22 protein-coding genes and 1 pseudogene are annotated in these 25628 nt (G+C 71.5%); 11 read left to right on the top strand and 12 right to left on the bottom strand.

Annotated elements, in window-relative coordinates; translation table 11 throughout:
* Window positions 1-10: 10 nt before the first annotated feature.
* Window positions 11-367 carry a hypothetical protein gene (locus AVW11_RS06345; protein WP_076043475.1) on the bottom strand — a complete coding sequence of 119 codons (357 nt, stop codon included), beginning with the start codon at window positions 365-367 and terminating at the stop codon, window positions 11-13.
* A 69-nt stretch (window positions 368-436) separates the two neighbouring features.
* Here AVW11_RS06345 and AVW11_RS06350 point away from each other — a divergent pair, with 69 nt between their 5' ends.
* Window positions 437-637, top strand: a complete 201-nt coding sequence (locus AVW11_RS06350; RefSeq protein ID WP_076043499.1) for a dehydrogenase — start codon at window positions 437-439, stop codon at window positions 635-637.
* Window positions 638-1061: 424 nt separating this feature from the next.
* Window positions 1062-1418: pseudogene (locus AVW11_RS38240) on the top strand (DUF6578 domain-containing protein); the annotation flags it as partial.
* 339 nt (window positions 1419-1757) lie between these two features.
* Here AVW11_RS38240 and AVW11_RS06355 read toward each other — a convergent pair.
* From AVW11_RS06355 to AVW11_RS06380, 6 genes are all read right to left on the bottom strand, one after another.
* Complete coding sequence (locus AVW11_RS06355) at window positions 1758-1952, bottom strand: membrane protein (protein WP_030026959.1); 195 nt, start codon at window positions 1950-1952, stop codon at window positions 1758-1760.
* 156 nt (window positions 1953-2108) lie between these two features.
* Window positions 2109-2564 carry an HD domain-containing protein gene (locus tag AVW11_RS06360; protein ID WP_076043476.1) on the bottom strand — a complete coding sequence of 152 codons (456 nt, stop codon included), beginning with the start codon at window positions 2562-2564 and terminating at the stop codon, window positions 2109-2111.
* Complete coding sequence (locus AVW11_RS06365) at window positions 2561-3949, bottom strand: pyridoxal phosphate-dependent decarboxylase family protein (protein WP_076043477.1); 1389 nt, start codon at window positions 3947-3949, stop codon at window positions 2561-2563. Before AVW11_RS06365 ends, AVW11_RS06360 begins: the two co-directional genes overlap by 4 nt.
* Before the next feature lie 118 nt (window positions 3950-4067).
* Window positions 4068-5210 carry a PP2C family protein-serine/threonine phosphatase gene (locus AVW11_RS06370; protein ID WP_060177981.1) on the bottom strand — a complete coding sequence of 381 codons (1143 nt, stop codon included), beginning with the start codon at window positions 5208-5210 and terminating at the stop codon, window positions 4068-4070.
* A gap of 209 nt (window positions 5211-5419) precedes the next feature.
* Window positions 5420-6229: an Fpg/Nei family DNA glycosylase gene (locus tag AVW11_RS06375; protein WP_076043478.1), complete on the bottom strand. Its 810-nt coding sequence runs from the start codon at window positions 6227-6229 to the stop codon at window positions 5420-5422.
* Window positions 6230-6326: 97 nt separating this feature from the next.
* A complete protein-coding gene (locus AVW11_RS06380) occupies window positions 6327-6812 on the bottom strand; it encodes a ribose-5-phosphate isomerase (protein WP_046774897.1) in 486 nt (161 codons plus the stop codon).
* A gap of 220 nt (window positions 6813-7032) precedes the next feature.
* On the opposite strand from AVW11_RS06380, the gene AVW11_RS06385 reads away from it, so the two are divergent.
* Window positions 7033-8472, top strand: coding sequence for an amino acid permease (locus tag AVW11_RS06385; RefSeq protein ID WP_076043479.1), 1440 nt, complete (start codon window positions 7033-7035; stop codon window positions 8470-8472).
* A 92-nt stretch (window positions 8473-8564) separates the two neighbouring features.
* Here the strand turns inward: AVW11_RS06385 and AVW11_RS06390 are convergent, their stop codons facing one another.
* Complete coding sequence (locus AVW11_RS06390) at window positions 8565-9149, bottom strand: biotin transporter BioY (RefSeq protein ID WP_030840723.1); 585 nt, start codon at window positions 9147-9149, stop codon at window positions 8565-8567.
* Between the two features lie 284 nt (window positions 9150-9433).
* Here AVW11_RS06390 and AVW11_RS06395 point away from each other — a divergent pair, with 284 nt between their 5' ends.
* The 3 genes from AVW11_RS06395 (at window position 9434) to AVW11_RS06405 (ending at window position 13272) form a co-directional block, all read left to right on the top strand.
* Window positions 9434-10852 carry an amino acid permease gene (locus AVW11_RS06395; protein WP_060177978.1) on the top strand — a complete coding sequence of 473 codons (1419 nt, stop codon included), beginning with the start codon at window positions 9434-9436 and terminating at the stop codon, window positions 10850-10852.
* A 199-nt stretch (window positions 10853-11051) separates the two neighbouring features.
* A complete protein-coding gene (locus AVW11_RS06400) occupies window positions 11052-12455 on the top strand; it encodes an amino acid permease (protein WP_076043480.1) in 1404 nt (467 codons plus the stop codon).
* A 160-nt stretch (window positions 12456-12615) separates the two neighbouring features.
* On the top strand, window positions 12616-13272 hold the full coding sequence (locus AVW11_RS06405; RefSeq protein WP_030840714.1) for a superoxide dismutase: 657 nt from the start codon (window positions 12616-12618) through the stop codon (window positions 13270-13272).
* 124 nt (window positions 13273-13396) lie between these two features.
* Here AVW11_RS06405 and AVW11_RS06410 read toward each other — a convergent pair whose 3' ends face one another.
* On the bottom strand, window positions 13397-14047 hold the full coding sequence (locus tag AVW11_RS06410; protein WP_030840711.1) for a mycothiol-dependent nitroreductase Rv2466c family protein: 651 nt from the start codon (window positions 14045-14047) through the stop codon (window positions 13397-13399).
* Window positions 14048-14185: 138 nt separating this feature from the next.
* On the opposite strand from AVW11_RS06410, the gene pepN reads away from it, so the two are divergent.
* Entirely contained in the window at window positions 14186-16744 is a 2559-nt protein-coding gene (pepN, locus tag AVW11_RS06415) for an aminopeptidase N (protein ID WP_076043481.1), read from the top strand.
* Window positions 16745-16988: 244 nt separating this feature from the next.
* The gene (locus AVW11_RS06420) at window positions 16989-17951 is read left to right on the top strand and encodes a hypothetical protein (RefSeq protein WP_030840706.1); all 963 of its coding nucleotides are present in this window, start codon (window positions 16989-16991) and stop codon (window positions 17949-17951) included.
* Here the strand turns inward: AVW11_RS06420 and AVW11_RS06425 are convergent.
* Together AVW11_RS06425 and AVW11_RS06430 are read right to left on the bottom strand one after the other, a co-directional pair.
* Entirely contained in the window at window positions 17927-18814 is an 888-nt protein-coding gene (locus AVW11_RS06425) for a pyridoxamine 5'-phosphate oxidase family protein (protein WP_030840703.1), read from the bottom strand. The two genes, AVW11_RS06420 and AVW11_RS06425, sit on opposite strands and share 25 nt — an antisense overlap.
* Complete coding sequence (locus tag AVW11_RS06430) at window positions 18814-19272, bottom strand: VOC family protein (protein ID WP_030840702.1); 459 nt, start codon at window positions 19270-19272, stop codon at window positions 18814-18816. The genes AVW11_RS06425 and AVW11_RS06430 overlap by 1 nt, the downstream gene beginning before the upstream one ends.
* A 122-nt stretch (window positions 19273-19394) precedes the next feature.
* On the opposite strand from AVW11_RS06430, the gene AVW11_RS06435 reads away from it, so the two are divergent.
* The 3 genes from AVW11_RS06435 (at window position 19395) to AVW11_RS06445 (ending at window position 24976) form a co-directional block, all read left to right on the top strand.
* Window positions 19395-19955, top strand: a complete 561-nt coding sequence (locus AVW11_RS06435) for a CGNR zinc finger domain-containing protein (protein ID WP_060177973.1) — start codon at window positions 19395-19397, stop codon at window positions 19953-19955.
* Window positions 19956-20228: 273 nt separating this feature from the next.
* Complete coding sequence (locus AVW11_RS06440; RefSeq protein WP_060178126.1) at window positions 20229-23552, top strand: S8 family serine peptidase; 3324 nt, start codon at window positions 20229-20231, stop codon at window positions 23550-23552.
* 395 nt (window positions 23553-23947) lie between these two features.
* Window positions 23948-24976, top strand: coding sequence for an aspartate-semialdehyde dehydrogenase (locus tag AVW11_RS06445; protein WP_030840693.1), 1029 nt, complete (start codon window positions 23948-23950; stop codon window positions 24974-24976).
* Between the two features lie 57 nt (window positions 24977-25033).
* Here the strand turns inward: AVW11_RS06445 and AVW11_RS06450 are convergent, their stop codons facing one another.
* Window positions 25034-25534 carry a DUF1203 domain-containing protein gene (locus tag AVW11_RS06450; protein ID WP_060177972.1) on the bottom strand — a complete coding sequence of 167 codons (501 nt, stop codon included), beginning with the start codon at window positions 25532-25534 and terminating at the stop codon, window positions 25034-25036.
* Between the last annotated feature and the right edge of the window lie 94 nt (window positions 25535-25628).

Consider the following 25628-nt stretch of genomic DNA (forward strand, 5'->3'; position numbering starts at 1 on the left):
GAGCGAACTGCTACTGGGGTGCGCGCCGCTCGGGCCGCCGTCCGCCGATGCAAGCCACCAGTTCGCTGCCGTCTTCGGTGAGGAAGAGCTGGTAGCTCCAGGAGCTGTCGACAGCTGTGATCTTCCCTGTGCGGATCGGCTGGGTGCGCTCGCGGAGCAGTTGCACCGCTCTTTCCCAACCCAGGAGCTCTATCCCTCTTCGCTGGAACGACCTACGTCGGCTCTCATAGCCCCGGGCGTAGTCCTCGGAGGACAACCCCACGCCCTCCCACACGACATAGTCGGCGCCATCGACGAGGGCGGCCAGGGCAGCTTTCGATGCCTCGTCGTCGCCGGCCAGCAGCCGCATCAGCTCATGCCGTTCCATGGTCAGCCCTCCCCGCCTGAATCCTGCTGGAGCGCGGCAGGGCAACGCAACGCCGTTATGGTCCTCAACATGACCAGCAACGCGCCGACCTGTCCTGAGTGCAGCCAGGCCATGAAGTTCGGCGGATTCGTGCTCTGCCGCCGGGAGGACGACGGCGAACGGGTCTGCCGTTCGCTGTGGAAGTGCCCTGCTCGACATGTCTGGTGGCATTGGGCCGACCGGCCGGACGAGGCGCTGGAGGCGTGCCCGATGCCGGAGATGTTTCTCTGACGTCCGTGTCTGCCCGCGTGCCCTTCGTGTGCCCGATCAGGCGGCGAGCAGCGGGAAATAGCGGTCAACAGCGGTGGGCGCTCGGCTCGCGTGCAGGTCAGAGGCTTGCCAGGTCGGATCTCCCGCGCGTACGCGATCTTCCAAACTAGCTACGCGGGTTCGATTCCCGTCGCCCGCTCTGAAGCACGAAGGGCCAGGTCAGAGGATGTTTCCTCCGCCTGGCCCTTGGTCATTCCCGGGGCCGGCATCAGCGCCGCCCATCCGTGTGCGCCGGCGCCGGAGCCCGTCCCGCGCCGTAGGTGGCCCCGCTGCCGGGGCAGCCGGGGCAACGCTGGGCGAGCGCATGGTCGGGCGGCTGGCCCGCGGGGCCGGTGGGGCCGGGAAAACGCTGGTGGGGTGGGTTGGTGGGGCGGACCATGGCCCCATGACACTGACCGTTTGGGTTGACGACTGGCAGATGCAGTGCTGCGGCGAGGACTTCGCGCCGGGGGACGTCGTGTCGTGGCAGCTCCTGGAGGCCGATCCGGAGGACTACGCCGATGTCGTCGGCGAGGATCTGGCGGCCGGGATCGACTTCCACGAGGAGCACCACGGCGGGGGCGAGGGGGCTCCCACCGCTCTGGAGGTGCTGACGGTCAACGAGGTGCACTGCCAGTTGGCGGTGCCCGCGGGGAGTGCGGAACGCATGCACCGCCCCGTCCCCGGTTCGACCGTGCTGGTTGCGGCCGAGAAGGCCGACGGGTGGGCGAAGGAGCGGCCGGGCGTCCGGTTCTCCGGCTATCTGGTGACCGCCCGGCGCGTCGCCGACGCGTTCGCGGAGCCGCCGTACGGCGGGACCGCCGAGAACGCCGCCGCCTTCCGGGGAACGCGCTCCGGGCTCCGCGGGGCCGGATTCCGGGCCGCCCCGGTACGTGCAGGGACGGCGAGCCGGTCCGCGTGGCCTCCGGCCACCCGCTGGTGGCAGGAACCGGCCCCGAGCCCGTCCCCGCGGATTCGCCGCGGGCAGGGCGTCGCACGGAGTCGGCCCGCGGTCCGGCTCGGCGGTGGCGGGGCCGGGCGGGTGCCGGAGGATCGGCCGGGGGGCGAGGGCCGGGGCTCTATGGCGTCATGGCGCCGGGTCTCAGAGCTTGATGTTGGCGATCATCGTGGCCAGCGAGTTGAGGAAACGGTTCACGTCGTCCGCGATCGAGCTGGACGCCAGGAAGAAGCCGAAGAGGGCCGCGACGATGGCGGGGCCCGTCTTGATGTGGTTGCCGCGGATCAGCACCACCAGGATGACCCCCAACAGAACCACCACTGACAGCGAAATGGCCACTTCTGATCACACCTTCGGTCGTCCCCTGGTCGGCCGGGGGCGCAACGGCCGGGAATGCCCCCACATGGACCATCCTCCCACCAACGGGCCGCAGTCATACGCCCCGTGACGAAAGGCCATCGTCCCGCCGTCGCGCACCGCGTGGGGCGAGGGGGCTCAGGGGGCGGTGAGCCCCAGGAGGGAACGGACATACGCGTACTTCGCGGACAGCCGCTCGCGGGTGGGGCCGTCGAGCACGGCGAGGCGTGCGGGGTCGGCGTTGTGGGCGAGGTCGGCCTCCTTGACGAGGAGGGCGCCCGGGGTGGCCAGGATGCGGGCCGCGTAACGCTCGACCGGCTCGCCGGGGCGCTTGGTGACGGCGAGGACCATGTCCTTGACGGACTGCGCGAGAGCGGCGGAATCCAGCCAGGTGAGGCTGAGCGCCTCGTCCTCGATCGCGTCGTGCAGCCAGGCCGCCGCCTGCTGTTCGGGGCTGCCGCCGCGCACGCGTACGCCCTCGGCGACGGCCGCGAGGTGCTCGGCGTACGGCCTGCCGGCCTTGTCGGTCCGGCCCTCGTGCGCCTCGCGCGCCAGGGCCTCGACCTCCAGGAGGGTCAGCGGACTGCCGGTCATGCGATCTCCCTCGCTGCCGTGCGCAGGGCCTCGGCGGCCCGGCGGACATCTGCCTGCGTCGTACGCCAGTTGGAGAACGCGGCGCGCAGCCCGGCGGTTCCCTCGTGGACGGTCGGGGTGACGAACACCTCGGCGGACACCGCCTCGCGCAGGGCGGTCAGCCGGGCCGGATCGGGGTCCTCGGCGAGGGTGAAGCAGACGACGTTGAGGCGGACCGGGGCGAGGAGGGTGAAGGCGGGGTCCTCCTCCAGGGCCGCGCCGAGGGCCCTGGCGCCGGCGATGTTGCGTTCGACGATCTCCCGGTGGCCCTGGCGGCCGTAGGCGCGCAGCGTGAACCAGGCGGCGAGGGCGCGCAGTCGGTGGGAGTTCTCCGGGGTGAGGTGGACGAGGTCGGGGTGTTCGCCGAGGGGGCCGAGGTAGGCGGCGGAGTTCTGGAAGACGCGGGCCTGCAGGTCGCGTCGGCGGGTGAACTGGACGGCGCTGTCGTAGGGGACGTTGAGCCACTTGTGCAGGTCGACGCAGACGGAGTCGGAGGCGTCGAGGCCTGCGGCGAGGTGCGCGTGGTCCGGGGAGAGCGCGGCGAAGGCGCCGAAGGCGGCGTCTGTGTGCAGCCAGAAGTCGCGGCGCGGCCGGAGGGCGGCGATGGCGGGGAGGTCGTCGAAGTCGACGGTGTTGACGGTGCCGGCGTTGGCGACGACGACCGCCGGGCCGGGGGTGTCGGCCAGCGCCCGGTCGAGGGCGGCGGGGTCGACGGCCTCGCGCCCGGGCAGGGTCGGGACGCGTACGAGGGAGCTGCGGCCGAGGCCGAGGAAGGAGAGGGCCTTGGCGATGGAGGAGTGCGGGGCGCCGGAGAGGACGCGGACCGGTCCGAGGGCCGCGGCACCGTCGTCGGCCGGGGACACGCCGAGGCGTTCGCCGAGCCATTCGCGGGCGATGGCGAGGCCGGTGGTGTTGGACATGGTGGCGCCGCTGACGAAGGTGCCGGTGTGGGCGTCGGAGAGGCCGAAGAGCTCGCGCAGCCAGCCCACCGTCTCGCGTTCGAGGTCCTGGCCGGCGCCGTCCATCGAGGAGTTGGAGTTCTGGTCGTGGGCGGCTGTGAGCCAGTCCCCGGCGAGTGCCGCGGGGGTGGCGCCGCCGGTGACGAAGCCGAGGTAGCGGGGGCCGGCGGAGGCTGAGAGCCGCGGCTCCCAGCGTTCGCGGAACGCGGCGAGGGCGCTCTCGGTGCCGCGGCCCTCCTCGGGGAGCGGTGCGGGGTCCCGCGGCTTCGGGGCGGGCGGTACGACGGGGCGCTCGGCCAGGGTGGCGAGCGCCTCGGCGGCGGCGCGGCGGGTGGCGTCGAGCAGGTCGGGGAGCCGGGCGAGGTCGGCGGCGAGCGTGCGGTCCATGGGGGCACGGTAGGCCCGCGCGCGGCCGCCGGGGCGGGCCAATCCCGGGCGAGTGGCCCGGGCGAGTGGCCCGGACCACGTGGAGCGGCCCGGGGTCCGGGGGCAGGTCCCGCCCGGATCAGGGAGAGCGGCGGATGAGGAGCAGGGCGCGGTCGTCGTTGACGTCCTTGGCGACCTTCTCGATCAGGTGCCAGGCCGCGCCCTCCCAGCCGGCGGAGACGTAGCGGTCGGCTTCGCCGGTGAGGCGGTCGATGCCCTCGCTGATCTCGCGGTCGGCGGTCTCGACGAGGCCGTCGGTGAAGAGCATCAGGACGTCGCCGCGGCGGAGGTTGCCGCGGGCGGGGGTGAACTCGGCGCCGTCGTAGACGCCGAGGAGCGGGCCCTCGCCGGACTTCTCCTGCCAGCGGCCGGTGCCGGCGCAGAGCTGGAGGGCGGGCAGGTGGCCGGCCGAGAGGAGTTCGTAGTCGCCGGTCTGCAGGTCCAGGACGAGGTGGATGGAGGTGGCGAAGCCCTCGTCCCAGTCCTGGCGGAGCAGGTAGCCGTTGGCGGCGGGCAGGAAGCCGTGCGGCGGCAGTGCGCCGAGCAGCCCGCCGAAGGCGCCGGACAGCAGCAGGGCCCGGGAGCCCGCCTCCATGCCCTTGCCGGAGACGTCGGTCAGGACGATCTCCAGGGTCCGGCCGCCGTTGGTGCGGGCCGCGACCACGAAGTCGCCGGAGAAGGACTGGCCGCCGGCGGGGCGCAGGGCCATCTCGCGGTGCCAGCCGCGTGGCAGGGTGGGGAGCTTGCTCTGTACGCGGATGCGTTCGCGCAGGTCGAAGAGCATGGTGCCGCCGCGCCGCCAGGGCACACCCACGCGGCTGCGGAACTGTGCGATGAGAAGACCGAAGAGCCCGCAGGCGGCGACGACCAGCACGGTGCCGGGGGTGACGCGCGCCGGGCCCTGGGTGTAGGGGCCGAGGACGAGGGCCTCGACGATCAGTGCGGCCGCGGAGGCGGCGTACAGGGCGAGGAGGCTGGCGGGGCGGAGCAGGAGGCCGCCGGCCACGATCGGCAGGACGAGCGCCGCCGGCGAGAACCAGACGGGCAGCATCAGCGTGCCGCAGGCTATGGCGGGGACGGTGAGCAGCAGCCCGGCGAAGGCGAGCCAGTCGGAGGCGTCTCCGCGGAAGTAGTCGACGGCGGATTTGCGCAGGGCGGTGCGGCCCCGGTGCGACCGCATGCGCATCCGGGCCAGAAGGGTCTCCACGCGTGCTCCGGCCATTGCTTCGGGACCTTATCCATCCTGGCTGTGAATGCGCAGGGGTACCCCCGCACCCGGGGTTCGGGGCTGCCCGGAAACGCCCGTGCCGTCATGGATTGCCCGGTCGGGGATGGCCGCATGGCTCTGAAGATGTGCGGATTGCAGACTTTACGAGGCGATGGGCGGGATGTCCGGTACGACTGCACGAACAGCCGTGCGACGAGAGAGCGCTAGTTCTGCTGGCAGGCGGGACACCAGAAGAGGTTGCGGGCGGCCAGGCCGGCGGTGCGGATCTCGCTTCCGCAGATGTGGCAGGGCATGTTCGCCCTCCGGTAGACGTACACCTCGCCGCCGTGGTCGTCCACCCTGGGCGGCCGGCCCATCGCCTCGGGGAGGTGCTCGTCGCGGACGGTGTCGATGCGGTTGTCGCGCATGCCCTGGCGCATCAGGGCGGCCAGGTCCTCCCACATGGCGTCCCACTCGGCGCGGGTGAGGTCCTTGCCCAGGCGGTACGGGTCGATGCCGTGCCGGAAGAGGACCTCGGCGCGGTAGACGTTGCCGACGCCGGCGACGACCTTCTGGTCCATGAGCAGCGCGGCGACGGTGGTGCGGGAGCGGGAGATGCGGGCCCAGGCCCGGTCCGGGTCGTCACCGCTGCGCAGCGGGTCCGGGCCGAGGCGGGCGCTTATCGCGTCCTTCTCCTCGTCGGTGATCCAGGCGCAGGTGGTCGGGCCGCGCAGGTCGGAGAAGTGGTCGTCGTTGACCAGGCGCAGCCGGACGGTGTCGGTGGCCGGCGGGGCGGGTGCGGGGCCGACCGCGTACTTGCCGAAGAGTCCGAGATGGATGTGGATCCATCCGCTCCCCCTGAATCCGAGGAAGAGGTGCTTGCCGTGGGCGTCGACGCCGTCCAGGATCCGCCCGTCGAGGAGGGCGGCGCTCTCGGCGAACCGGCCCTGGGGGCTGCTGACGGCGACCGGCCGTCCGGCGAACCGCGCCAGGTGGTCCTCGGCGAGGCGGTGGATCGTATGCCCCTCGGGCACTGCGCACTCCTCAGGAGAAGAGGGAAGGAGACGACGGGGGGGGACAAGACGACGGCCGTGCCACCCGCATCCGCGGGCGGCACGGCCGGAAGCGGGATCAGCCCTGCGGGTGGTGGGCCGGGATCGGGGGGAGCTCGCCGGTCTGCTCGTAGGCGGAGAGCATCTCGATGCGGCGGGTGTGGCGCTCCTCGCCGGAGTACGGCGTCGCCAGGAAGGCCTCGATGAAGCTGACGGCCTCGTCCTGGGTGTGCATCCGGCCGCCGACGGAGATGACGTTGGCGTTGTTGTGCTCACGGCCGAGCTGGGCGGTCTGGACGCTCCAGGCCAGGATGGCGCGGACGCCCTTGACCTTGTTCGCGGCGATCTGCTCGCCGTTGCCGGAGCCGCCGATCACGATGCCGAGGCTGCCCTCGTCCGCTGCGGTCTTCTCCGCGGCGCGGAGGCAGAACGGCGGGTAGTCGTCCACGGCGTCGTAGATGTGGGGGCCACAGTCGACGGGCTCGTGGCCGTTGTTCTTGAGCCAGTCCACGAGGTGGTTCTTGAGCTCAAAGCCGGCATGGTCGGATCCGAGGTACACGCGCATGGGACGAGTGTGGCACGAGGAGCCCAGACAGCCCGCAGCGGGTGTCGCGTAAGTCACTTCTAAAGCTCAAGTAAACCCAAAGGACGCAGATGGGACACGGCAGGACGCCGGTCCTGGACGTTCCTCCCGGCGCAGCGATCCGGATTGAGGTCTTCCGTCCCGCGTTCATCTCAGGTTTGAATGCCGGGGCTCGCAACCCGAGAAACCTAAGGATCCGTCCATGAGCTCCACGACGACCCTTCAGAAGGCAGGCGACCCCACCGGCAACCCCGGTGAAGGCCTGCCCTCCGACGGTCTGAAGGCCGGTCTCAAGAACCGCCACCTGTCCATGATCGCCATCGGCGGCGTCATCGGCGCCGGCCTCTTCGTCGGCTCCGGTGGCGGCATCGCCAAGGCCGGCCCCGCCATCCTGATCTCCTACGCCCTCGTCGGCGCCATGGTGGTCTTCGTGATGCGGATGCTCGGCGAGATGGCCGCCGCCAGCCCGAACTCGGGCTCCTTCTCGGCCTACGCGGACCGCGCGCTCGGCCGTTGGGCGGGCTTCTCCATCGGCTGGCTCTACTGGTTCTTCTGGGTCGTCGTCCTCGCGGTCGAGGCCACCGCCGGTGCCGCCATCCTCGAGAACTGGATCCCGGCCGTCCCGCAGTGGGCCTGGGCGCTGATCGTGATGGCGGTGCTGACCGTCACCAACCTCGGCTCGGTCGCCTCCTACGGTGAGTTCGAGTTCTGGTTCGCGGGCATCAAGGTCGTCGCCATCGGCGCCTTCGTCGTCATCGGCATGCTGGCCGTCTTCGGCCTCCTGCCCGGCTCCGACAACCCCGGCGCGGGCTTCGCGCACCTGACCGACACCGGCGGCTTCTTCCCCAACGGTTACGGCGCCGTACTCACCGGTGTGCTCATGGTCGTCTTCTCCTTCATGGGCAGCGAGATCGTCACCCTCGCCGCCGGCGAGTCGGAGAACCCCCGCAAGGCGGTCACGCAGGCCACCAACTCCGTCATCTGGCGCATCGGCGTCTTCTACCTCGGCTCGATCTTCGTCGTCCTGACGCTGCTGCCCTGGAACGACAAGTCGATCACCGAGAAGGGCTCGTACGTCGCCGCCCTCGACTCGATCGGCATCGCGAACGCCGGCACGATCATGGAGGTCATCGTCCTGACCGCCGTGCTGTCCTGCCTGAACTCGGGCCTCTACACCGCCTCCCGCATGGCCTTCTCGCTCGGTGAGCGCGGCGACGCCCCCAAGGCGTTCGCGAAGGTCAACGCCAAGGGCGTGCCGGTCGCCGCGATCCTCGGCTCCACGGTCTTCGGCTTCGTCGCCGTCTACTTCAACTACGCGTTCAAGGACACGGTCTTCAACTTCCTCCTGAACTCCTCCGGCGCCATCGCGCTCTTCGTCTGGCTGGTGATCTGCTTCACCCAGCTGAGGATGCGCGGGATCCTGGTCCGCGAGGCCCCGGAGAAGCTCACCGTGAAGATGTGGCTCTTCCCGTGGCTGACCTGGGCCACCGCCGCACTGATCATGTTCGTGATCGGCTACATGTTCGTGGACGACGCCAACCGCGAGGTGGTCACCCTCTCCACCCTCGTCGCCGGCCTGGTCGTGGCCGTCGGCGTGGCCCTGGACCTCCGCCGCAAGCGGGCCGCCGCCGTCGAGAGCTGACCGAGCCCGGTCCTGCGCCCCACGCACCGGAGCCCGGCCCGCCTCGTCAGGCGGGCCGGGCTCCGGCCGGTACGGGGGTGGCGGCGCAGGCGTCAGCCGCGGCGGCCCACCAGCTTCCAGGCGGCCGGCAGGGCGCCCATCGCGAGGGCCGCCTTGAGGGCGTCGCCGATCAGGAACGGGGTCAGCCCGGCCGCGACGGCGGCGCTCAGGGACATCCCGGTGGCGGCCATCAGGTAGGGGACGCCCACCGCGTAGATCACCGCGGAGCCGAGTGCCATCGTGCCCGCCGTACGCAGGACCGAGCGGTCGGCGCCGCGCCGCGCGAGGGCGCCGACGACGGTGGCGGCGAGCAGCATGCCGAGCACGTAGCCGAAGGAGGCGCCGCCCGCGCCGGAGGTGCCGCCCGCGAACCAGGGCACGCCGGCCATGCCGACGAGGGCGTACAGCGCCAGCGAGAGGAAGCCGCGGCGGGCGCCGAAGGCGGTGCCGACGAGCAGCGCGGCGAAGGTCTGGCCCGTGACGGGGACCGGGGAGCCGGGCACGGGCACCGCGATCTGCGCGGCGATCCCGGTCAGGGCGGCGCCGCCGACGACGAGCGCGATGTCGCGCACGCGGCTCGCGGGCAGCAGGTCGGCGAGGACGGTGCCGGGCCGGAGGGAGACGGAAGCAGTGCTCATGAGGGGGCTCCGCGAGGTGGTGGGGGTGGGAACGATCACCGACGTTAGTGCGCGGTCCCGGGCCGCCCCACCGCCGCCCGGAACAAAGCCCCGCTCCCCGCGATGGTGGGGAATGAACAAAGTCCGCCCCCCGGACCGCGTCGGCGTGATCCTCGTCACGAGCAACATCCAACAACACGTCCGTTTTGCACGGACAGCCGCCGCTCAGCGAGACTGTTGGATCCCGCCAAGTCGAGGCGGAGTCCACACCATCGCCGGGCCGAACGAGAGTACGAGCACCCCTCATGCGTGAGCGCCTGCAAGACGCACCTCCCACGACGGGCGACCTGCCCTCCGAACCCCTCAGCCACAGCCTCAAACAGCGCCACCTGACCATGCTGGGGCTCGGCGGCGTGATCGGCGCCGGCCTCTTCGTCGGCTCCGGCGCGGGCATCGGCATCGCCGGTCCCGCGATCATCTGCTCGTACCTCCTCGCCGGTGTCCTCGCGATGCTGGTGATGCGCGCGCTGGGCGAGATGTCGGCCGCGATGCCCGCCTCCGGCTCGTTCTCCGTCTACGCGGAGCGGGCGCTCGGCCGCTGGGCCGGCTTCTCGGCGGGCTGGCTGTACTGGTTCCTGCTGGTCGTGGTGCTCGCGGTGGAGGCCACCGGCGCCGCGAAGATCGCGAACGGCTGGGTGCCCTCGGTCGACCAGTGGATCTGGGTGCTGCTCTTCATGGTGGTCTTCACCGTGAGCAACCTGGCCGCGGTGAAGAACTTCGGCGAGTTCGAGTTCTGGTTCGCCGCGCTCAAGGTCGGCGCGATCGTGCTCTTCCTGATCCTCGGCACCCTCGCGATCCTCGGCGTGCTCCCGGACACGGATCCGGTCGGCATGGCCAACCTGACCGGCCACGGCGGCTTCTTCCCCGAGGGCTTCGGCGGCGTGGTCGCCGGCATGCTCGCCGTCATCTTCGCCTTCGGCGGCCTGGAGGTCGTCACGATCGCGGCCGCAGAGTCCGACGACCCGGCCCGGTCGGTCTCCCGCGCGGTCCGCAGCGCCGTGTGGCGCATCCTCTTCTTCTACGTCGGCTCGATGGTGGTCATCGTGACCCTGCTGCCATGGGACTCGCTGGAGCCGGGGCAGAGCCCGTACGTCGCCGTCCTGGACTCCATCGGCATCCCGGGGGCCGGCCAGATCATGAACATCGTGGTGTTCGTGGCCCTGCTCTCGGCGCTCAACGCGAACCTGTACGGCTCCTCTCGCATGATCTTCTCGCTGGCCGAGCGCGAGGAGGCGCCGAAGTCGCTGCTGAAGGTCTCGGGCGGCGGCGTGCCGCGCCGGGCGGTGTTCGCGTCGGTGGCCTTCGGCTTCGTGTCGGTGGTGCTCAACCTGCTGTGGCCGGACACGATCTTCCTCTACATGCTCAACGCGGTCGGCGCGGTGCTGCTGTTCGTGTGGGCGCTGATCGCGGTCTCGCAGCTGAGGCTGCGCCGCCGGATCGAGCGGGACATGCCCGAGCGGCTGGTCCTGCCGATGTGGCTGTTCCCGTACGCCACCTGGGCCGCGCTGGCCGGGATGGCGGCGGTCCTGGTGCTGATGCTGTTCGACGACTCGGCCCGCCCGCAGCTGCTGTGGTCGACGGGTGCGGCCCTGCTGGTCCTCGCCGTGGCGGGCGTCCGCGAGCTGCGGGAGCGGCGGCAGCAGCGGGAGCGGAAGGCCGGCTGAACCGGCCCCGGCGGGCCGCTCCCCCGGACCAGGACCCCTCGTGCCCGCGCGGCACGGGGGGTCCTGCCGTCCCCCGGCCCGTACGGCGTGATCACCTTCCGTGAAGCAGGTGTCCGAATATCGGACGAAGCGCGTCCGATGATCGGACACTCGGCACACTGGGGCCCGCTCCACCCCCGCACCTGACAGGCACCCACCCATGAGCCACAGCAGCACCGTCGCACCTCCCGAGCCGCCGCGGACCGAGGCTGGTTCCCCGCTCGGCAACGGACTCAAGCAGCGCCACCTCTCGATGATCGCCCTCGGCGGTGTCATCGGCGCCGGACTCTTCGTCGGCTCCGGGGCCGGCATCGCCGCGGCGGGACCCTCGATCGTGCTCGCCTACGCCGCGTCCGGACTGCTCGTGATGTTCGTGATGCGGATGCTCGGCGAGATGTCCGCCGCCAACCCCGCGTCCGGCTCCTTCTCGGTGCACGCGGAGCGGGCGATCGGCCCGTGGGCGGGGTTCACCGCCGGCTGGATGTTCTGGACGCTGCTGTGCGTGGGCGTGGCCATCGAGGCCATCGGCGCGGCGCACATCATGACGGGCTGGTTCCCGGGTACCCCGTCCTGGATGTGGGTGCTGGTCTTCATGGCGCTGTTCTGCGGGTCCAACCTGGCGGCCGTCTCGCACTTCGGCGAGTTCGAGTTCTGGTTCTCCGCCCTCAAGATCGGCGCCATCGCCCTCTTCCTGGGCCTCGGCGTGCTGGCCGTCCTCGACCTGCTGCCCGGCACCGGCGCCCCCGGCACCGCCAACCTGCTCCACGACGGCGGCTTCCTCCCGAACGGTGTGGACGGCCTGCTGGTCGGCCTGCTGGCCTCGGTCGTCGCCTACGGCGGGCTGGAGACGGTCACCATCGCCGCCGCCGAGTCGGAGAACCCCGTCAAGGGCGTGGCCCGGGCCGTGAAGACGACGATGTGGCGCATCGCCGTCGTCTACGTCGGGTCGATGCTCGTCATCGTCACGCTGCTGCCGTGGAACGACCCGAAGGTCACGGAGAACGGCCCGTACGCGGCCACCCTGGACCACCTGGGCATCCCGGCGGCCGGCGAGATCATGAACGTGGTCATCCTCATCGCCCTGCTGTCCGCGATGAACGCCAACATCTACGGCTCCTCGCGCATGGCCTACTCCCTGGTCTCCCGCGGCCAGGGCCCCAAGGCGCTGGGCCGGGTCACCGGCGCCGTGCCGCGCCGGGCGGTGCTCGCCTCCTCCGGCTTCGGCTTCGTCACCGTGCTGCTGTCGTACTGGTACCCGGACACCCTGTTCGCCTGGCTGCTGAACATGGTCGGCGGCGTCATCCTCGTGGTCTGGGGCTTCATCGCCGTCTCGCAGTTCGCGCTGCGCCGCAGGCTGGAGCGCGAGGCCCCCGAGAAGCTCGTCGTGCGGATGTGGTGCTTCCCGTACCTGACGTGGGTGGCGCTCGCCGGGGTGGCCGGGGTCCTGGTCCTGATGGCGCTGGGTGAGGACACCCGGGTGCAGGTGATCTTCACCGGCGGCCTGACCGCCGCCCTCGCCGTGACCGGATACGTGGTGCAGCGCCGGGCGGCCGCCGCCGCCTGACAGCCCCTCGACCGCAGGTGGGCCCCGTGCGAACGCACGGGGCCCACCTGCGTTGTACAGAGGCAACCCTTACGTGTGAGGCGGAATAGATGCTGCTAGCGTGCAGTTGCGCATTAATTGCAATTAGCGATTGGCACGCCGAGGGGACCGGATAACACGCATGGCCATCTACACGCTTCCTGAGCTTCCGTACGACTACGCGGCGCTGGAGCCGGTGATCAACCCGCAGATCATCGAGCTGCACCACGACAAGCACCACGCGGCCTACGTCACGGGCGCCAACAACACGCTGGAGCAACTGGCGGAGGCGCGCGACAAGGAGAACTGGGGTGCGCTGGGCGGCCTGGAGAAGAACCTCGCGTTCCACCTCTCCGGCCACATCCTGCACAGCATCTACTGGCACAACATGGCCAGCCCGAAGACCGGCGAGGGCGGCGGCGAGCCCACCGCGGCCGACGGCCTCGGCGACCTGGCCGACGCGATCACCGAGTCCTTCGGCTCGTTCGCCAAGTTCAAGAAGCAGCTGACCTTCGCGTCCTCCGCCACCCAGGGCTCCGGCTGGGGCGTCCTCGCGTACGAGCCGGTCAGCGGCCGCCTGGTCGTCGAGCAGGTCTACGACCACCAGGGCAACGTGGGCGTGGCCAGCACCCCGATCCTGGTCTTCGACGCCTGGGAGCACGCCTTCTACCTGCAGTACAAGAACCAGAAGGTGGACTTCATCGAGGCGATGTGGAACGTCGTCAACTGGCAGGACGTCTCCAAGCGCTACGCCGACGCCAAGGCGAACACCCCGCTGCTGATCCCCGCCAAGGGCTGATCGCACCCCCGAGCCCGTCCGCCTCGTGATCGTCTTCTCACCCTTCACCGGCGGGCGTGTCCAGCAGGAGACCCCCGTGAGGACGTGACTCACGGGGGTCTCCTGTGTCGTGCGGCCGTACGGGCTACTCGAAGGACGGGCCCTTCGTGCGGCTCCGCTTGATCTCGTAGAAGCCGGGGGTGGAGGCCACGAGCAGGGTGCCGTCCCACAGCCGGGCCGCGGCCTCGCCGCGCGGGGTCGGGGTGACGACCGGGCCGAAGAAGGCGACGTCGCCCTCGCCGCCGGCGCCCGGAACGGAGATCACCGGGGTGCCGACCTCCTGGCCCACGCGGTCGATGCCGTTGTTGTGCGACGCCCGCAGCACCTCGTCGTACTCGTCGGAGTCGGCGTAGGCGAGCAGCTCCGCCGGCAGGCCGACCTCGGCCAGTGCCTCGGCGATCACCTCGCGGGTGGCTCCCTTGTCCTCGTTGTGGATGCGGGTGCCGAGCGCGGTGTAGAGCTTGCCGGTGACCTCGTCGCCGTGCTTCTGCTGGGCCGCTATGACCACGCGCACGGGAGCCCAGCCCTTGGGGCCGAGGAGCTCGCGGTACACCTCGGGCAGCTCGTCGAGCTTGTTCTCGTTGAGGACGGCGAGGCTCATCACGTGCCAGCGCACCTCGACGTCGCGGACCTTCTCGACCTCCAGCATCCAACGGGACGTCATCCAGGCCCAAGGGCAGAGCGGGTCGAACCAGAAGTCGACCGGGGTCTTCTCGCGCACCTGGGTCTCGGTCATGTCTCTCCTCTGTGTCGGTCTCAGGCGGAAAAAGGCATCAACGGCGCATGTCCTCCGTCGCCAACCAGGACGCCCTCGCACGCATTCCCCTCGTGCGAGGATTCGACCAAGAACGCGATCACGCACGAAGGAGTGCAGGTGCCCGGAGAGAATCTGTCCCGCGATGAGGCCCGCGAGCGGGCCGAGCTGCTGTCCGTCGACGGGTACGAGGTCGTCCTCGACATCAGGTCGGCGGTGGACGAGGCCGAGCCGGCCGAGGGCCCGCGGACCTTCCGCTCGGTGACGACGATCCGCTTCCGGGCCGCGGCCCCCGGCAGTGCCACCTTCGCGGACCTGATCGCCCCCTCGGTGAACTCCGTCACCCTGAACGGGCGCACGCTGGACGTGGCCGCCGTCTTCGACGGGGCCCGGATCGCCCTGGACGACCTGGCCTCCGAGAACGTCCTGGTCGTGGACGCGAACTGCGCGTACAGCCGGACGGGCGAGGGCCTGCACCGCTTCGTGGACCCGGAGGACGGCGAGGTCTACCTCTACACGCAGTACGAGCCGGCCGACGCCCGCCGGGTGTACGCCAACTTCGAGCAGCCGGACCTGAAGGCGCCCTACCGCTTCGAGGTGACCGCGCCCGAGGGCTGGCAGGTGTGGAGCAACGGCGCCGAGGAGTCCCGCGAGGGGCAGACCCGCCGCTTCGCGCAGACCGCGCCGATCTCCACGTACATCACCTGCGTGGTGGCCGGTCCGTACCACTATGTGACGGACACCTACACCCGCGGGGACCTGACCATCCCGCTGGGCGCGATGTGCCGCAAGGGGCTCGCCAAGCACTTCGACGCGGACGACGTCTTCCTCGTCACCAAGCAGGGCTTCGACCTCTTCCACGAGATCTTCGACTACCCCTACCCCTTCGGGAAGTACGACCAGGCCTTCGTGCCGGAGTACAACCTGGGCGCCATGGAGAACCCGGGGATGGTGACCTTCCGGGAGGAGTACATCTTCCGCGGCAAGGTCACGCAGGCCTCGTACGAGCGGCGCGCGAACGTGATCCTCCACGAGATGGCGCACATGTGGTTCGGTGACCTGGTCACCATGAAGTGGTGGGACGACCTGTGGTTGAAGGAGTCCTTCGCGGACTTCATGGGCTCCTTCGGGCTCGTCGAGGCCACCCGCTTCGACCAGGCGTGGGTGACCTTCGCCAACAACCGCAAGGCGTGGGCCTACCGCGCCGACCAGCTGCCGTCCACGCACCCGATCACGGCCGACATCCGTGACCTGGAGGACGCGAAGCTGAACTTCGACGGCATCACCTACGCCAAGGGCGCGGCGGTGCTCAAGCAGCTGGTCGCCTACGTCGGCCGGGAGGCGTTCCTGGAGGGCGCCCGCCGCTACTTCAAGGCCAACGCGTACGGGAACACCACCCTCGACGACCTGCTGTCGGTGCTCGGCGAGGTGTCCGGACGGGACATGACCGAGTGGTCGCGGGCCTGGCTGCAGACGGCGGGCGTGAACGCGCTGACCCCGCTGGTGACCTACGACGCCGCGGGCCGGATCACCGAGCTCGCGGTCCTCCAGGAGGGCGACGAACTGCGCCCGCACCGGGTCGGCGTCGGCCTGTACCGGCTGGAGCCGGACGGCGCGCTGGTCCGCTACGCCCGGGCCGAGGCGGACGTCTCCGGCTCCCGCTCGGTGGTCGCGGAGCTGGCCGGGCAGGACCGGCCCGACCTGGTCCTGGTCAACGACGAGGACCTCACCTACTGCAAGATCCGCTTCGACGAGGGTTCGCTGGCCACGCTGCGCGCGCACCTGGGCGACCTGACGGATCCGCTGGCGCGGGCGCTGAGCTGGTCGGCGCTGTGGAACCTGACGCGGGACGGCCTGATGCCGGCGCGCGACTTCCTCTCGCTGGTGCTGGCGCACGCGGGCCGGGAGACGGACGTCGGCGTCCTGCAGCAGCTGCACGCGCAGGCGCAGGCCGCGGTCACCCACTACGCGGCGCCGGAGCGGCGCGAGCAGAGCGGCCGGGACCTGGCGGCGGGCGCGCTGCACGAACTGCGGGCGGCGCAGCCGGGGTCGGAGCACCAGCTGACCTGGGCGCGGTTCTTCGCGGCGTGCGCGGCGAGCGAGGGCGACTTCCAGCTGCTGCTGGGGCTGCTGGAGGGGTCGGCGCGGATCGACGGCCTGGACGTGGACCAGGAGCTGCGGTGGGACCTCCTGCTGCCGCTGGCCGCGCACGGGGCGGTGGACGAGGCCGTCCTCACCGCCGAACTGGCCCGCGACGACACGGCGTCGGGCAAGCGGCACCAGGTGCGGTGCCTGGCGGCGCGGCCCTCACAGGCGGTGAAGGACCAGGCGTGGGCGGCGGTCGTCGAGTCGGACGCGCTGTCGAACGCGCTGGTGGAGGCGACGATCGCGGGCATGCAGCAGTCCTCGCAGCGGGGCCTGCTGGCGGCCCACGCGGGGCGCTACTTCGAGGTGATCGAGCGGGTGTGGTCGGACCGGTCGATCCAGATCGCGATGGACATCGTCAAGGGCCTCTACCCCTCGCTCCAGGGTGACGCCGCGACGCTGGACGCCACCGACGCCTGGCTGGCCGGGCACGAGGACGCCGCCCCTGCGCTGCGCCGCCTGGTGCTTGAGTCCCGCGACGACCTGGCCCGGGCCCTGCGCGCGCAGGCCTGCGACGCCGCGGCGGGCAGCTGACCGGCGGCGCCGCTGCCGGGGGCCTCGGCCCCGGGCCCCGCGCCGCGAACGCCGGCGAGGCTGGATCTGCCGGCCCGTCCGGCGTTCGAGGACCGGTCCGGGGCCGAGGCCCCGGACCGGTCCCCCGTACGGGCGCACCCCATCGGCAGTCGAACGCCCGTACTTTAGCCCCAGCTTGTCCGGATTTGCCGACGGGCGTGTAACAGGGGTTAGCAAGGCCATGGCCTGAGGGAATCACCGCGTCATGAACCACAACGCACCCCTCCCCCTCGCCCACCTCACCGGCAACCGTCCCCGCGTGCTGACCCTCGCACAGCTGCGCGAGCACGGCGTGAGCGCCTCCGAGGCCGCCGAGCGGCCCTGGCAGCAGATCCTGCCCGGCGTGTTCCTGCTGCACGCCGGACCGGCGACCAGCGAGGAGCGACTGCACGCCGCGCTGCTGTACGCGGGACGGCGCGGCGCGGGCGAGGCCATGATCACCGGGCTGGCGGCGCTGGCCCTGTACCGCTTCGCCTCCGCGCCCCCGCTGCTCGCCCTCTCGCACATCGACGTCCTGGTGCCGGGCACCCGGCGGCTGCGGTCCACCGGCGACGTGCGGATCGTGCGCGCACACACCGCGCCCCGGTCCCAGGAGGTCACCGGGCTGCCCGTGGCGCCCGTCGCGCGGGCCGTCGCCGACGCCGTCGCCCAGCTCTCCGACGCCGGCACCGTGCGCCGGCTGCTGAGCGAGGCCGTCCGCAGCGGGCACTGCGAACCGGCCGCCGTCGTACGGGAGCTGACGGTGGCCCGGCTGCTGAACCGGGCGCACGTGGTGGACGCCGTCGAGTCCCTCCTCGCGGAGGGCCGGGCCATCGCCGAGGACCGGCTCTACCAGGTCGTACGCGGCTACGAACTCCCCGACCCCGTCTGGAACGCGGACCTGCGGATCCCCGGCGGCCCGCACCTCGGCGGGGTCGACGCGTACTGGCCCGAGCACGCCGTGGCCGTGGAGATCGACACGCGCGCCCCGCGCCAGGGGGAGGACGAGGAGTGGTCCGAGTGCGTGCGCAAGCGCGAGACCCTGGAGCGGCTCGGGGTGACCGTCGTCCACATCACCCCGCGCAAGCTCCGCGACTGGCCCGAGCAGCAGGCCGCGGTCATCCGGACCGCCCTGACGGCTTCCGGCGACCGCGAGCCCGCCGCCTACCTGGTGGTGCTCCCGAGGTGAGGGGAGAACTCCGGGGTGCTCCACAGCAGCCGCCCCGGATGCACGGCTTCCACCACCGACTCCACCCGGAAGAGGGTGCGGCGGCCGCCGTCGGGAGCGAACTCCGTCCGGGCCCGGCCGCTGAGCTGGAGGACGGACCCGTTCTCCCAGTCCGGGAAGAGCAGCCCGGCCCGCGGGTCGGCCGTCAGGTTCCCCAGGGTCAGGAACATCGCGTTCCCCGCATAGTCGGGCCAGGCCAGTTCGACCGGGGAGAGCACCTCCACGAAGCCGGGCAGGCCGCCGCGGTGGCTGGCGTCGACCCCGTCCGCCTCCGCCGTGGTGGCGATGAAGAAGGTGTCGGCGCCGCGTACGGCGCGCACCTGGCCGGGGGTGAGCGCGTCCCCGCGGCGCACCACACCGGCCCCCTCCGCGACCACCTCCAGCGGCTGCCGCTTCTGCAGGTACTTCGGGCAGTTGGCGAAGACCTGCTCGGCCTCGACGGCGAAGCCCCGCGCGGTCGCGGCGAGGGTTCCGTTCAGCCGCATCCGGCGCCGGGTGCGCGGGTCGAGCGCGATGGTCCCGACCCGGGTCCCGGCCGTGGCCAGTGCCTCGGCGAGCGGATCGCCCGCGGGCGGACCGCCGGCGACGGAGATCCGGCGCGGGCCGGTGGCCCGCACGAAGCCGGGCGGCCCGGTGAGCCACGAGGCCCACATCCGGCCGGCGCCGTCGGCGGCCCCGACGACCAGGTGCGGCTGGAGCTCCAGGAAGGCCGCGGCGACGTCGCGGATGCCCGTGCCGATCGAGCGGCCGACGTGCTCGGCAGGCCCACGCACGCCGACCCGTTCCTGCACCGCCAGCGACCCCCAGTGGTAGACGCTGCTCATTAGAAGAACCCGCAGGTCGGCGCCCCTGTGGTGGGGGCGGGGGCATCCTCGGCACCGGTCGGTACGGAGATCTCCAGGCGGGTGCCGTCGGGGTCGTGGAAGAAGATGCCGCCGGAGGCCGCGCCCTCGCCGTGCGCGACGACGCCCTCGTAGGCGAACGCGACGCCCAGGCCGCGCAGCCGCTCCTCGTAGGCGCGCACCTCCTCGACGGCGCCGGCCGAGAACGCCAGGTGGTGCAGCCCGGCCGCGGCCGGGGCGAAGGCGCCGTCCGCCTGCTGCCAGAGCGTGAGCACGAGCTCGCCGTCCCGGCCGAGGAAGGCGAAGCGGCGGTCCTCCTCCTTGCCCTCCCCCAGCACCTGGAAGTCGAGGGCGTCCCGGTAGAAGGCGAGCGAGCGCTCCAGGTCGGTGACGTTCAGGCCGACGTGCCCGGTGCGGAGCTTGCTGACGACGGTGGTCATGACGGGTCCTTCCCCAGTGGCCGATCAAGGATTTCTAACCTTCTAAATTCACTTTAAGGGTTAGGGCGGGGAGCGTCAACCGCTCACGTACTCTTGAGGGGTTAGCGAGCGAGGAGACAGACATGACGACGGCGGACCCACGGCCCCTGACCGGGGAGCCGATCGCCCTCGACCTGCTGAACACCCGCTGGGTACAGGAGGGCGAGCCCGTCGACCTCTTCGCCGGCGCGTTCGGCCTGAGCCGGGTCGAAGGGCTCGCGGTCTGGCTGGAGTCCACCGGGCTGGCGGACCGGTTCCGGGCCGACGCCCCGACCCTGGTCCACCTGATGACCGCGCGCGAGGCGCTGGCCCGCGCGGTGGCGGACCCGGCCGACGAGAGCGCCCGGGCACTGGTCGACGCCGTGCTGGAGCACGGCCGCATCCGCGCCACGCTGACCGCCGAAGGGCCGGGCGAGCGCGCCGAGTTCGCCGACCCGGCCTGGGGGCCGGCCTGGACCGCCGCCCGCGACTACCTGGACCTGCTGGGCTCCGCGCCCGACCGGATCCGCAAGTGCGCCTCGGAGACCTGCGTCCTGCACTTCCACGACACCTCGCGCAACGGGACGCGGCGCTGGTGCTCGATGTCCGCCTGCGGAAACCGGGCGAAAGCCTCCCGCCACTACGCGCGCACGCGCGAGCGCTGATCGCTCGAAATCTGTCACACCCGAACCGGCGGATACCCCCGCCCCGGTATCGACTTGGGGCCACCAAGTCGATAAATCAACTCTTCAGCCCCTGTGGTTCGCACCACTGTGCCCTGATACGGCCTCACTGGCGGAAACACCGCACTGGCGAGTGTCCGCCACGGTAGGTCTCGGTCGATGACATCCCTCCCCAAAGAGCGGTCGGTTGCGCAAAGCTGACCGGTCATCCGGCACCGAAATCCGGACCGTATCTTTCACTTACCAGGGATGCTGATGACCCTCGAATCCCCCAGCTCCATACCCGGGGCCAGACGCGCCGTGCGCGTCGCGGCCGCGGCAGGCCTGGTCGCCGCCCTTGTGGCGGGCGGCGCCGTGCCCGCGTTCGCGGCGACCGGCGCCGACACCCCGGGCACCTCGCCGGCGGTCAAGTCCGCCGACCAGAAGCTCGGTTCGGCCGACGTCGAGCTCCTCCAGGAGGCCAAGGCCAAGGGTGACGCGAACGTCACCGTCATGGTCGCGACCGCCCCCGGCCAGACCAAGCAGGTCGCCGACCAGCTGGACTCCGTCCAGGGCGCCTCGGTCGGCCGGACCTACGACAACCTCGGCTACGTGCGCGCCACGCTGCCGACCGGTCAGGCGGAGGCCGCGCTGAAGGCGGCCGCCAAGCTGTCCTCGGTCCACGGCATCGACCTGCGCCACGAGATCCAGCTGCCGGACCCGCGGCCGGACGCCGGCCGGGAGACCGGCACGGTCAAGAAGACCGCGGCCGAGACGTACGCCGCGCCGGACAAGAACACCCCGGCGAAGAACCCGTACAACCCCTCCTTCGAGACGGGCGCGGTCGACTTCGTCGCGCAGAACCCGCAGGCCGACGGCCGCGGCGTGACCATCGGCATCATGGACTCGGGTGTCGACCTCGGCCACCCGGCCCTGCAGAAGACCACCACCGGCGAGCGCAAGATCGTCGACTGGGTGACGGCCACCGACCCGATCACCGACAACGACGGGACCTGGCGCGCCCAGATCACCCCGGTCACCTCCGCCGGCGGCTCCTTCACCGCCGGCGGCCAGAGCTGGAAGGCGCCCGAGGGCAGCTTCCAGTGGAGCCGGTTCAGCGAGTCGATCACCGCCACCGGCGACATGGCGGGCGACGTCAACCGGGACGGGGACACCACCGACCGGTTCGGCATGCTGTACGACGCCGCCGCCGGCACCGTCCGCGTGGACACCGACCAGGACGGCGACTTCACGAACAACGAGCCGATGAAGCCGTACAAGGACGGCTACCAGATCGGCTACTTCGGCACGGACAACCCGGCGACCGAGGTCGCCGAGCGCATCCCGTTCGTGATCGAGATCCGCAAGGACGTCCCGATGGACCCGCTCGGCGGGGACTGGGTCGGCAAGAAGGCCGACTTCGTCAACATCGGCATCATCGAGTCCGAGCACGGCACGCACGTCGCCGGCATCACCGCCGCCAACAGCCTCTTCGGCGGCCAGATGAACGGCGAGGCGCCCGGCGCCAAGCTCGTCTCCTCGCGTGCCTGCTCCTGGTCCGGCGGCTGCACCAACATCGCGCTGACCGAGGGCATGATCGACCTCGTCGTCAACCGCGGCGTGGACATCGTCAACATGTCGATCGGCGGCCTGCCGGCCCTCAACGACGGCAACAACGCGCGCGCCGAGCTCTACCGCAACCTCGTCGACACCTACGGCGTCCAGCTGGTCATCTCGGCCGGCAACTCCGGCCCGGGTGTGAACACGATCGGCGACCCGGCCCTCGCGGACAAGGTCATCTCCGTGGGCGCCTCGGTCTCCAAGGAGACGTGGGCCGCCAACTACGGCTCCGGCGTGAGCACGAAGTACAACATGTTCCCCTTCTCCTCGCGCGGCCCGCGTGAGGACGGCGGCTTCACGCCGACCATCAGCGCCCCCGGCGCGGCCATCAACACCATCCAGACCTGGCTGCCCGGCGCGCCGGTGAAGGAGGCCGGCTACAGCCTGCCGGCCGGCTACGGCATGCTCCAGGGCACCTCGATGGCCTCGCCGCAGGCGGCGGGCGCGAGCGCCCTGCTGATCTCGGCCGCGAAGCAGCAGAACATCAAGCTGACCCCGGCCTCCCTGCGGGTCGCGCTCACCAGCTCCGCCAAGAAGATCGACAACGTCCCCGCGCACGCGCAGGGCTCGGGTCTGATCGACGTGAACGGCGCCTGGGAGTCCATCCAGCGTGACGCGAAGGCCAACGAGTTCACCGTCAAGGCGCCGGTCGACACCGCGATCGACCAGTTCCTGAAGACCCCGGGCTTCGGCACCGGCCTGTACGACCGCGAGGGCGGCCTCAAGGTCGGCCAGAAGAAGGTCTACAACGTCGTCGTCACCCGCACCACGGGCGTCAAGTACGGCACGCGGCACGACCTGAGCTGGCGCAACAACGACGGCACCTTCAAGGTCGTCGGCGGCTACGACTACGTCACCCTGCCGCTGAACAAGCCCGTCACCATCAAGGTCGAGGCCAACGCCAAGACGGCCGGCGTCCACAGCGGCATCCTGCAGCTGGACGACGAGACGACCGAGGGCATCGACAAGCAGATCCTGACGACCGTCGTGGCTTCCGCCCCCCTGGCCGCGCCGGCGTTCTCCCTGTCGCAGTCCTCCACCGTGCAGCGCAACTCGCACAAGTCGTACTTCGTGACCGTGCCGCCGGGCGCCAAGAGCCTGGAGGTCGCGCTCAGCGGTCTCGCGGCGGGCGCCCAGACGCGCTTCATCGCGATCCACCCCTACGGCGTGCCGGTCGACCCGACGGCCACGACCAACTGCTACCCGAACTACGACAACCCGGCCAACACCTGCCGCCCCGACCTGCGCTCGTACCCCGAGCCGACGCCGGGCGTCTGGGAGATCGAGGTCGAGGCCCGCCGTACGTCTGCGGTCCTGGACAACCCGTTCAAGCTGGACGTCTCCGTGCTCGGCGCGACCTTCGACCCCGCGGTCAAGGTCCTGCCCGAGGTGAAGCAGGGCACCCCGGCCCCGGTCCAGTGGAGCGTCAAGAACGCCGGCGCGGCCATCACCGGCGGCAAGCTCAAGGGCGGCCCGCTCGGCTCCGCGAAGGTCGCCAAGCCGACCATCGCCGACGGTGAGACCCACACCACCGAGATCGCGGTGCCCGCGGGCACCTCCCGCCTCGACGTCGCGATCGGCAAGGTGTCCGACACCGCCGCCGACCTCGACCTCGAGGTCTACAAGGACGGCATCAAGGTCGGCTCCGCCGCCGACGGCGACTCCGAGGAGGCCGTGAGCCTGAAGAACCCGGCCGCGGGCACCTACACCGTCAAGGTGATCGGCTACGCGGTCCCGTCCGGCTCCACCACGTACGACTACCGCGACGTGTTCTTCTCGGCCGCCCTGGGCTCCGTCCAGGTCGACGAGGCCGCCGCGGTGGACCTCGCCACCGGCGCCACCGCGCAGGTCTCGGCGAACGTCCTGGTCACCAGCGCGGCCCCCGAGGGCCGCCAGTTCTTCGGCCAGGTCGAGCTGCTCAACGCCCGCGGCACCGCCGCCGGCACCGGCAGCGTGCAGATCGAGAAGGTCCTCCCGTAGCACCTTCCGCAGGAAGACCCGAGGGGGCGGCGCTCTGACGAGCACCGCCCCCTCGGGCCGTTCCCCGGCCGGCGCCACCGGCCGCGCGAGCGGCGGGGACCGGCTCCGACGGCTGTTGCGGCGAATGGCGCACACAGTGGATCTTCCCGGGGTATGTTGCGATCAGCAGTCGATCATGTCCGCACAGCGGACACGGCAGACCGGACGCCAACCGGCCCCGACCAGGCAAAACGGTCGTTCCGGAGCCGTGAGGCACGGCCGCCATGCACTCGTCATGGGTGTTCGCATTCAGAACACCGTCCGTTCCTCGGACAATAAATTGGACAAGGCGCGTGGGGTCGAACGCATGATGGCTCCACGCGCGCCCGCGTCGTATCGGAGCAGAAGGAGTCACCGTGAGGGTCGGAATCGTCGGAGCCACCGGACAGGTCGGCGCAGTCATGCGCAGCATCCTCGCCGAGCGCAAGTTCCCGGTGGACGAGCTGCGCCTGTTCGCCTCGGCCCGGTCCGCCGGCTCGACGATCGAGTGGGAGGGCCGCGAGATCACCATCGAGGACGCCTCTGCCGCCGACTACTCCGGCCTGGACATCGTGCTCTTCTCCGCGGGCGGCGCCACCTCGAAGGCCCTCGCCGAGAAGGTCGCCTCGCAGGGCGCCGTCGTCATCGACAACTCCTCCGCCTGGCGCAAGGACCCCGAGGTCCCCCTCGTCGTCTCCGAGGTCAACCCGCACGCGATCAAGAACCGCCCCAAGGGCATCATCGCGAACCCGAACTGCACCACCATGGCCGCGATGCCGGTGCTGCGCCCGCTCCACGACGAGGCCGGCCTGACCTCGCTCGTCGCCACCACCTACCAGGCCGTCTCCGGCTCCGGCCTGGCCGGTGTCGCCGAGCTCGACGGCCAGGTCAAGGCCGTCTCCGAGGGCGCGACCGCGCTGGTCCACGACGGCGGCGCCGTCGACTTCCCCGAGCCGGGCGTCTACAAGCGTCCGATCGCCTTCAACGTGCTCCCGCTCGCGGGCTCGATCGTCGACGACGGCTCCTTCGAGACCGACGAGGAGCAGAAGCTCCGCAACGAGTCCCGCAAGATCCTCGAGATCCCGGAGCTCAAGGTCTCCGGCACCTGCGTGCGCGTGCCGGTCTTCTCCGGGCACTCCCTCCAGATCAACGCCCGCTTCGACCGCCCGATCAGCGTGGAGCGCGCCTACGAGCTGCTGAAGGACGCCGCGGGCGTGGAGCTCTCCGAGATCCCGACCCCGCTCCAGGCCGCCGGCAAGGACGCCTCGTACGTGGGCCGCATCCGCGTCGACGAGACGGTGGACAACGGCCTGGCGCTGTTCGTGTCGAACGACAACCTCCGCAAGGGCGCCGCGCTGAACGCGGTCCAGATCGCGGAGCTCGTGGCCGAGGAACTGCGCGGCTGACCCGCACCGGGCACGGAGGAAGGGCGGGCGCCGTGCGGCGCCCGCCCTTCCTCCGTGTCAGGGCCGGCGCACCTCGAACTGGAAGCAGCCGTACTCGACGAAGCGCAGGTGCACGAGGGCCACCCCAGGATCGGCGAAGGCCTCGGCCAGGGCCCCGTCGATCACCCCCTCGGGATCCTCCCCGAGGTCCAGGACCCGCCCGCCGAGGATGTGCCCGCGGGCGTCGTAGCGCCGGGCGGTGCGCTGCACCCCGGCCCGGGCGAACGGGTACCCGCCGCCCTCCGCGGGCCCCCCGCACGCCTCGGCGTGGACGAAGACGGGCCCCTGCTCGTCGTAGGCGCCCGGATCGGCTCCGGTCGACGCCGCCCAGCGGCGCAGCGGCGCGTACGAGACGAGCGCGATCCGCTCCCCCGCCGTACTGGTGCGCAGGCAGCACCGCAGCGGTGCCCCGCCCTCCCCGTCGGTGTACGGGACGGGGGCCCGTCCCGCGTCGTCGCGCACGCGGAGCTCCTCGAGCACCGCCTCCTCGATGGGCCTCGCCCGGTATCTGGTGGTCATGCCCGTCAGCGTGCCGGGGCGGGGCTTGCCTGTCCGGCAGGTTTGCGACCTCGCGTTCGCCCGTGGGTTACTCCGAGGCGGTGCCCGTCGCCCC

Origin of the sequence: Streptomyces amritsarensis (assembly GCF_001953875.1) — a bacterium.
Classification (GTDB): domain Bacteria; phylum Actinomycetota; class Actinomycetes; order Streptomycetales; family Streptomycetaceae; genus Streptomyces; species Streptomyces amritsarensis.

Bases quoted from the DNA above. Each gene is read 5' to 3' on its own strand.
- AVW11_RS06345 (WP_076043475.1), bottom strand. From the start codon at position 367: ATGGAACGGCATGAGCTGATGCGGCTGCTGGCCGGCGACGACGAGGCA.
- AVW11_RS06350 (WP_076043499.1), top strand. From the start codon at position 437: ATGACCAGCAACGCGCCGACCTGTCCTGAGTGCAGCCAGGCCATGAAG.
- AVW11_RS06360 (WP_076043476.1), bottom strand. From the start codon at position 2,564: ATGACCGGCAGTCCGCTGACCCTCCTGGAGGTCGAGGCCCTGGCGCGC.
- AVW11_RS06365 (WP_076043477.1), bottom strand. From the start codon at position 3,949: ATGGACCGCACGCTCGCCGCCGACCTCGCCCGGCTCCCCGACCTGCTC.
- AVW11_RS06370 (WP_060177981.1), bottom strand. From the start codon at position 5,210: ATGGCCGGAGCACGCGTGGAGACCCTTCTGGCCCGGATGCGCATGCGG.
- AVW11_RS06380 (WP_046774897.1), bottom strand. From the start codon at position 6,812: ATGCGCGTGTACCTCGGATCCGACCATGCCGGCTTTGAGCTCAAGAAC.
- AVW11_RS06385 (WP_076043479.1), top strand. From the start codon at position 7,033: ATGAGCTCCACGACGACCCTTCAGAAGGCAGGCGACCCCACCGGCAAC.
- AVW11_RS06390 (WP_030840723.1), bottom strand. From the start codon at position 9,149: ATGAGCACTGCTTCCGTCTCCCTCCGGCCCGGCACCGTCCTCGCCGAC.
- AVW11_RS06395 (WP_060177978.1), top strand. From the start codon at position 9,434: ATGCGTGAGCGCCTGCAAGACGCACCTCCCACGACGGGCGACCTGCCC.
- AVW11_RS06400 (WP_076043480.1), top strand. From the start codon at position 11,052: ATGAGCCACAGCAGCACCGTCGCACCTCCCGAGCCGCCGCGGACCGAG.
- AVW11_RS06405 (WP_030840714.1), top strand. From the start codon at position 12,616: ATGGCCATCTACACGCTTCCTGAGCTTCCGTACGACTACGCGGCGCTG.
- AVW11_RS06410 (WP_030840711.1), bottom strand. From the start codon at position 14,047: ATGACCGAGACCCAGGTGCGCGAGAAGACCCCGGTCGACTTCTGGTTC.
- AVW11_RS06420 (WP_030840706.1), top strand. From the start codon at position 16,989: ATGAACCACAACGCACCCCTCCCCCTCGCCCACCTCACCGGCAACCGT.
- AVW11_RS06425 (WP_030840703.1), bottom strand. From the start codon at position 18,814: ATGAGCAGCGTCTACCACTGGGGGTCGCTGGCGGTGCAGGAACGGGTC.
- AVW11_RS06430 (WP_030840702.1), bottom strand. From the start codon at position 19,272: ATGACCACCGTCGTCAGCAAGCTCCGCACCGGGCACGTCGGCCTGAAC.
- AVW11_RS06435 (WP_060177973.1), top strand. From the start codon at position 19,395: ATGACGACGGCGGACCCACGGCCCCTGACCGGGGAGCCGATCGCCCTC.
- AVW11_RS06440 (WP_060178126.1), top strand. From the start codon at position 20,229: ATGACCCTCGAATCCCCCAGCTCCATACCCGGGGCCAGACGCGCCGTG.
- AVW11_RS06450 (WP_060177972.1), bottom strand. From the start codon at position 25,534: ATGACCACCAGATACCGGGCGAGGCCCATCGAGGAGGCGGTGCTCGAG.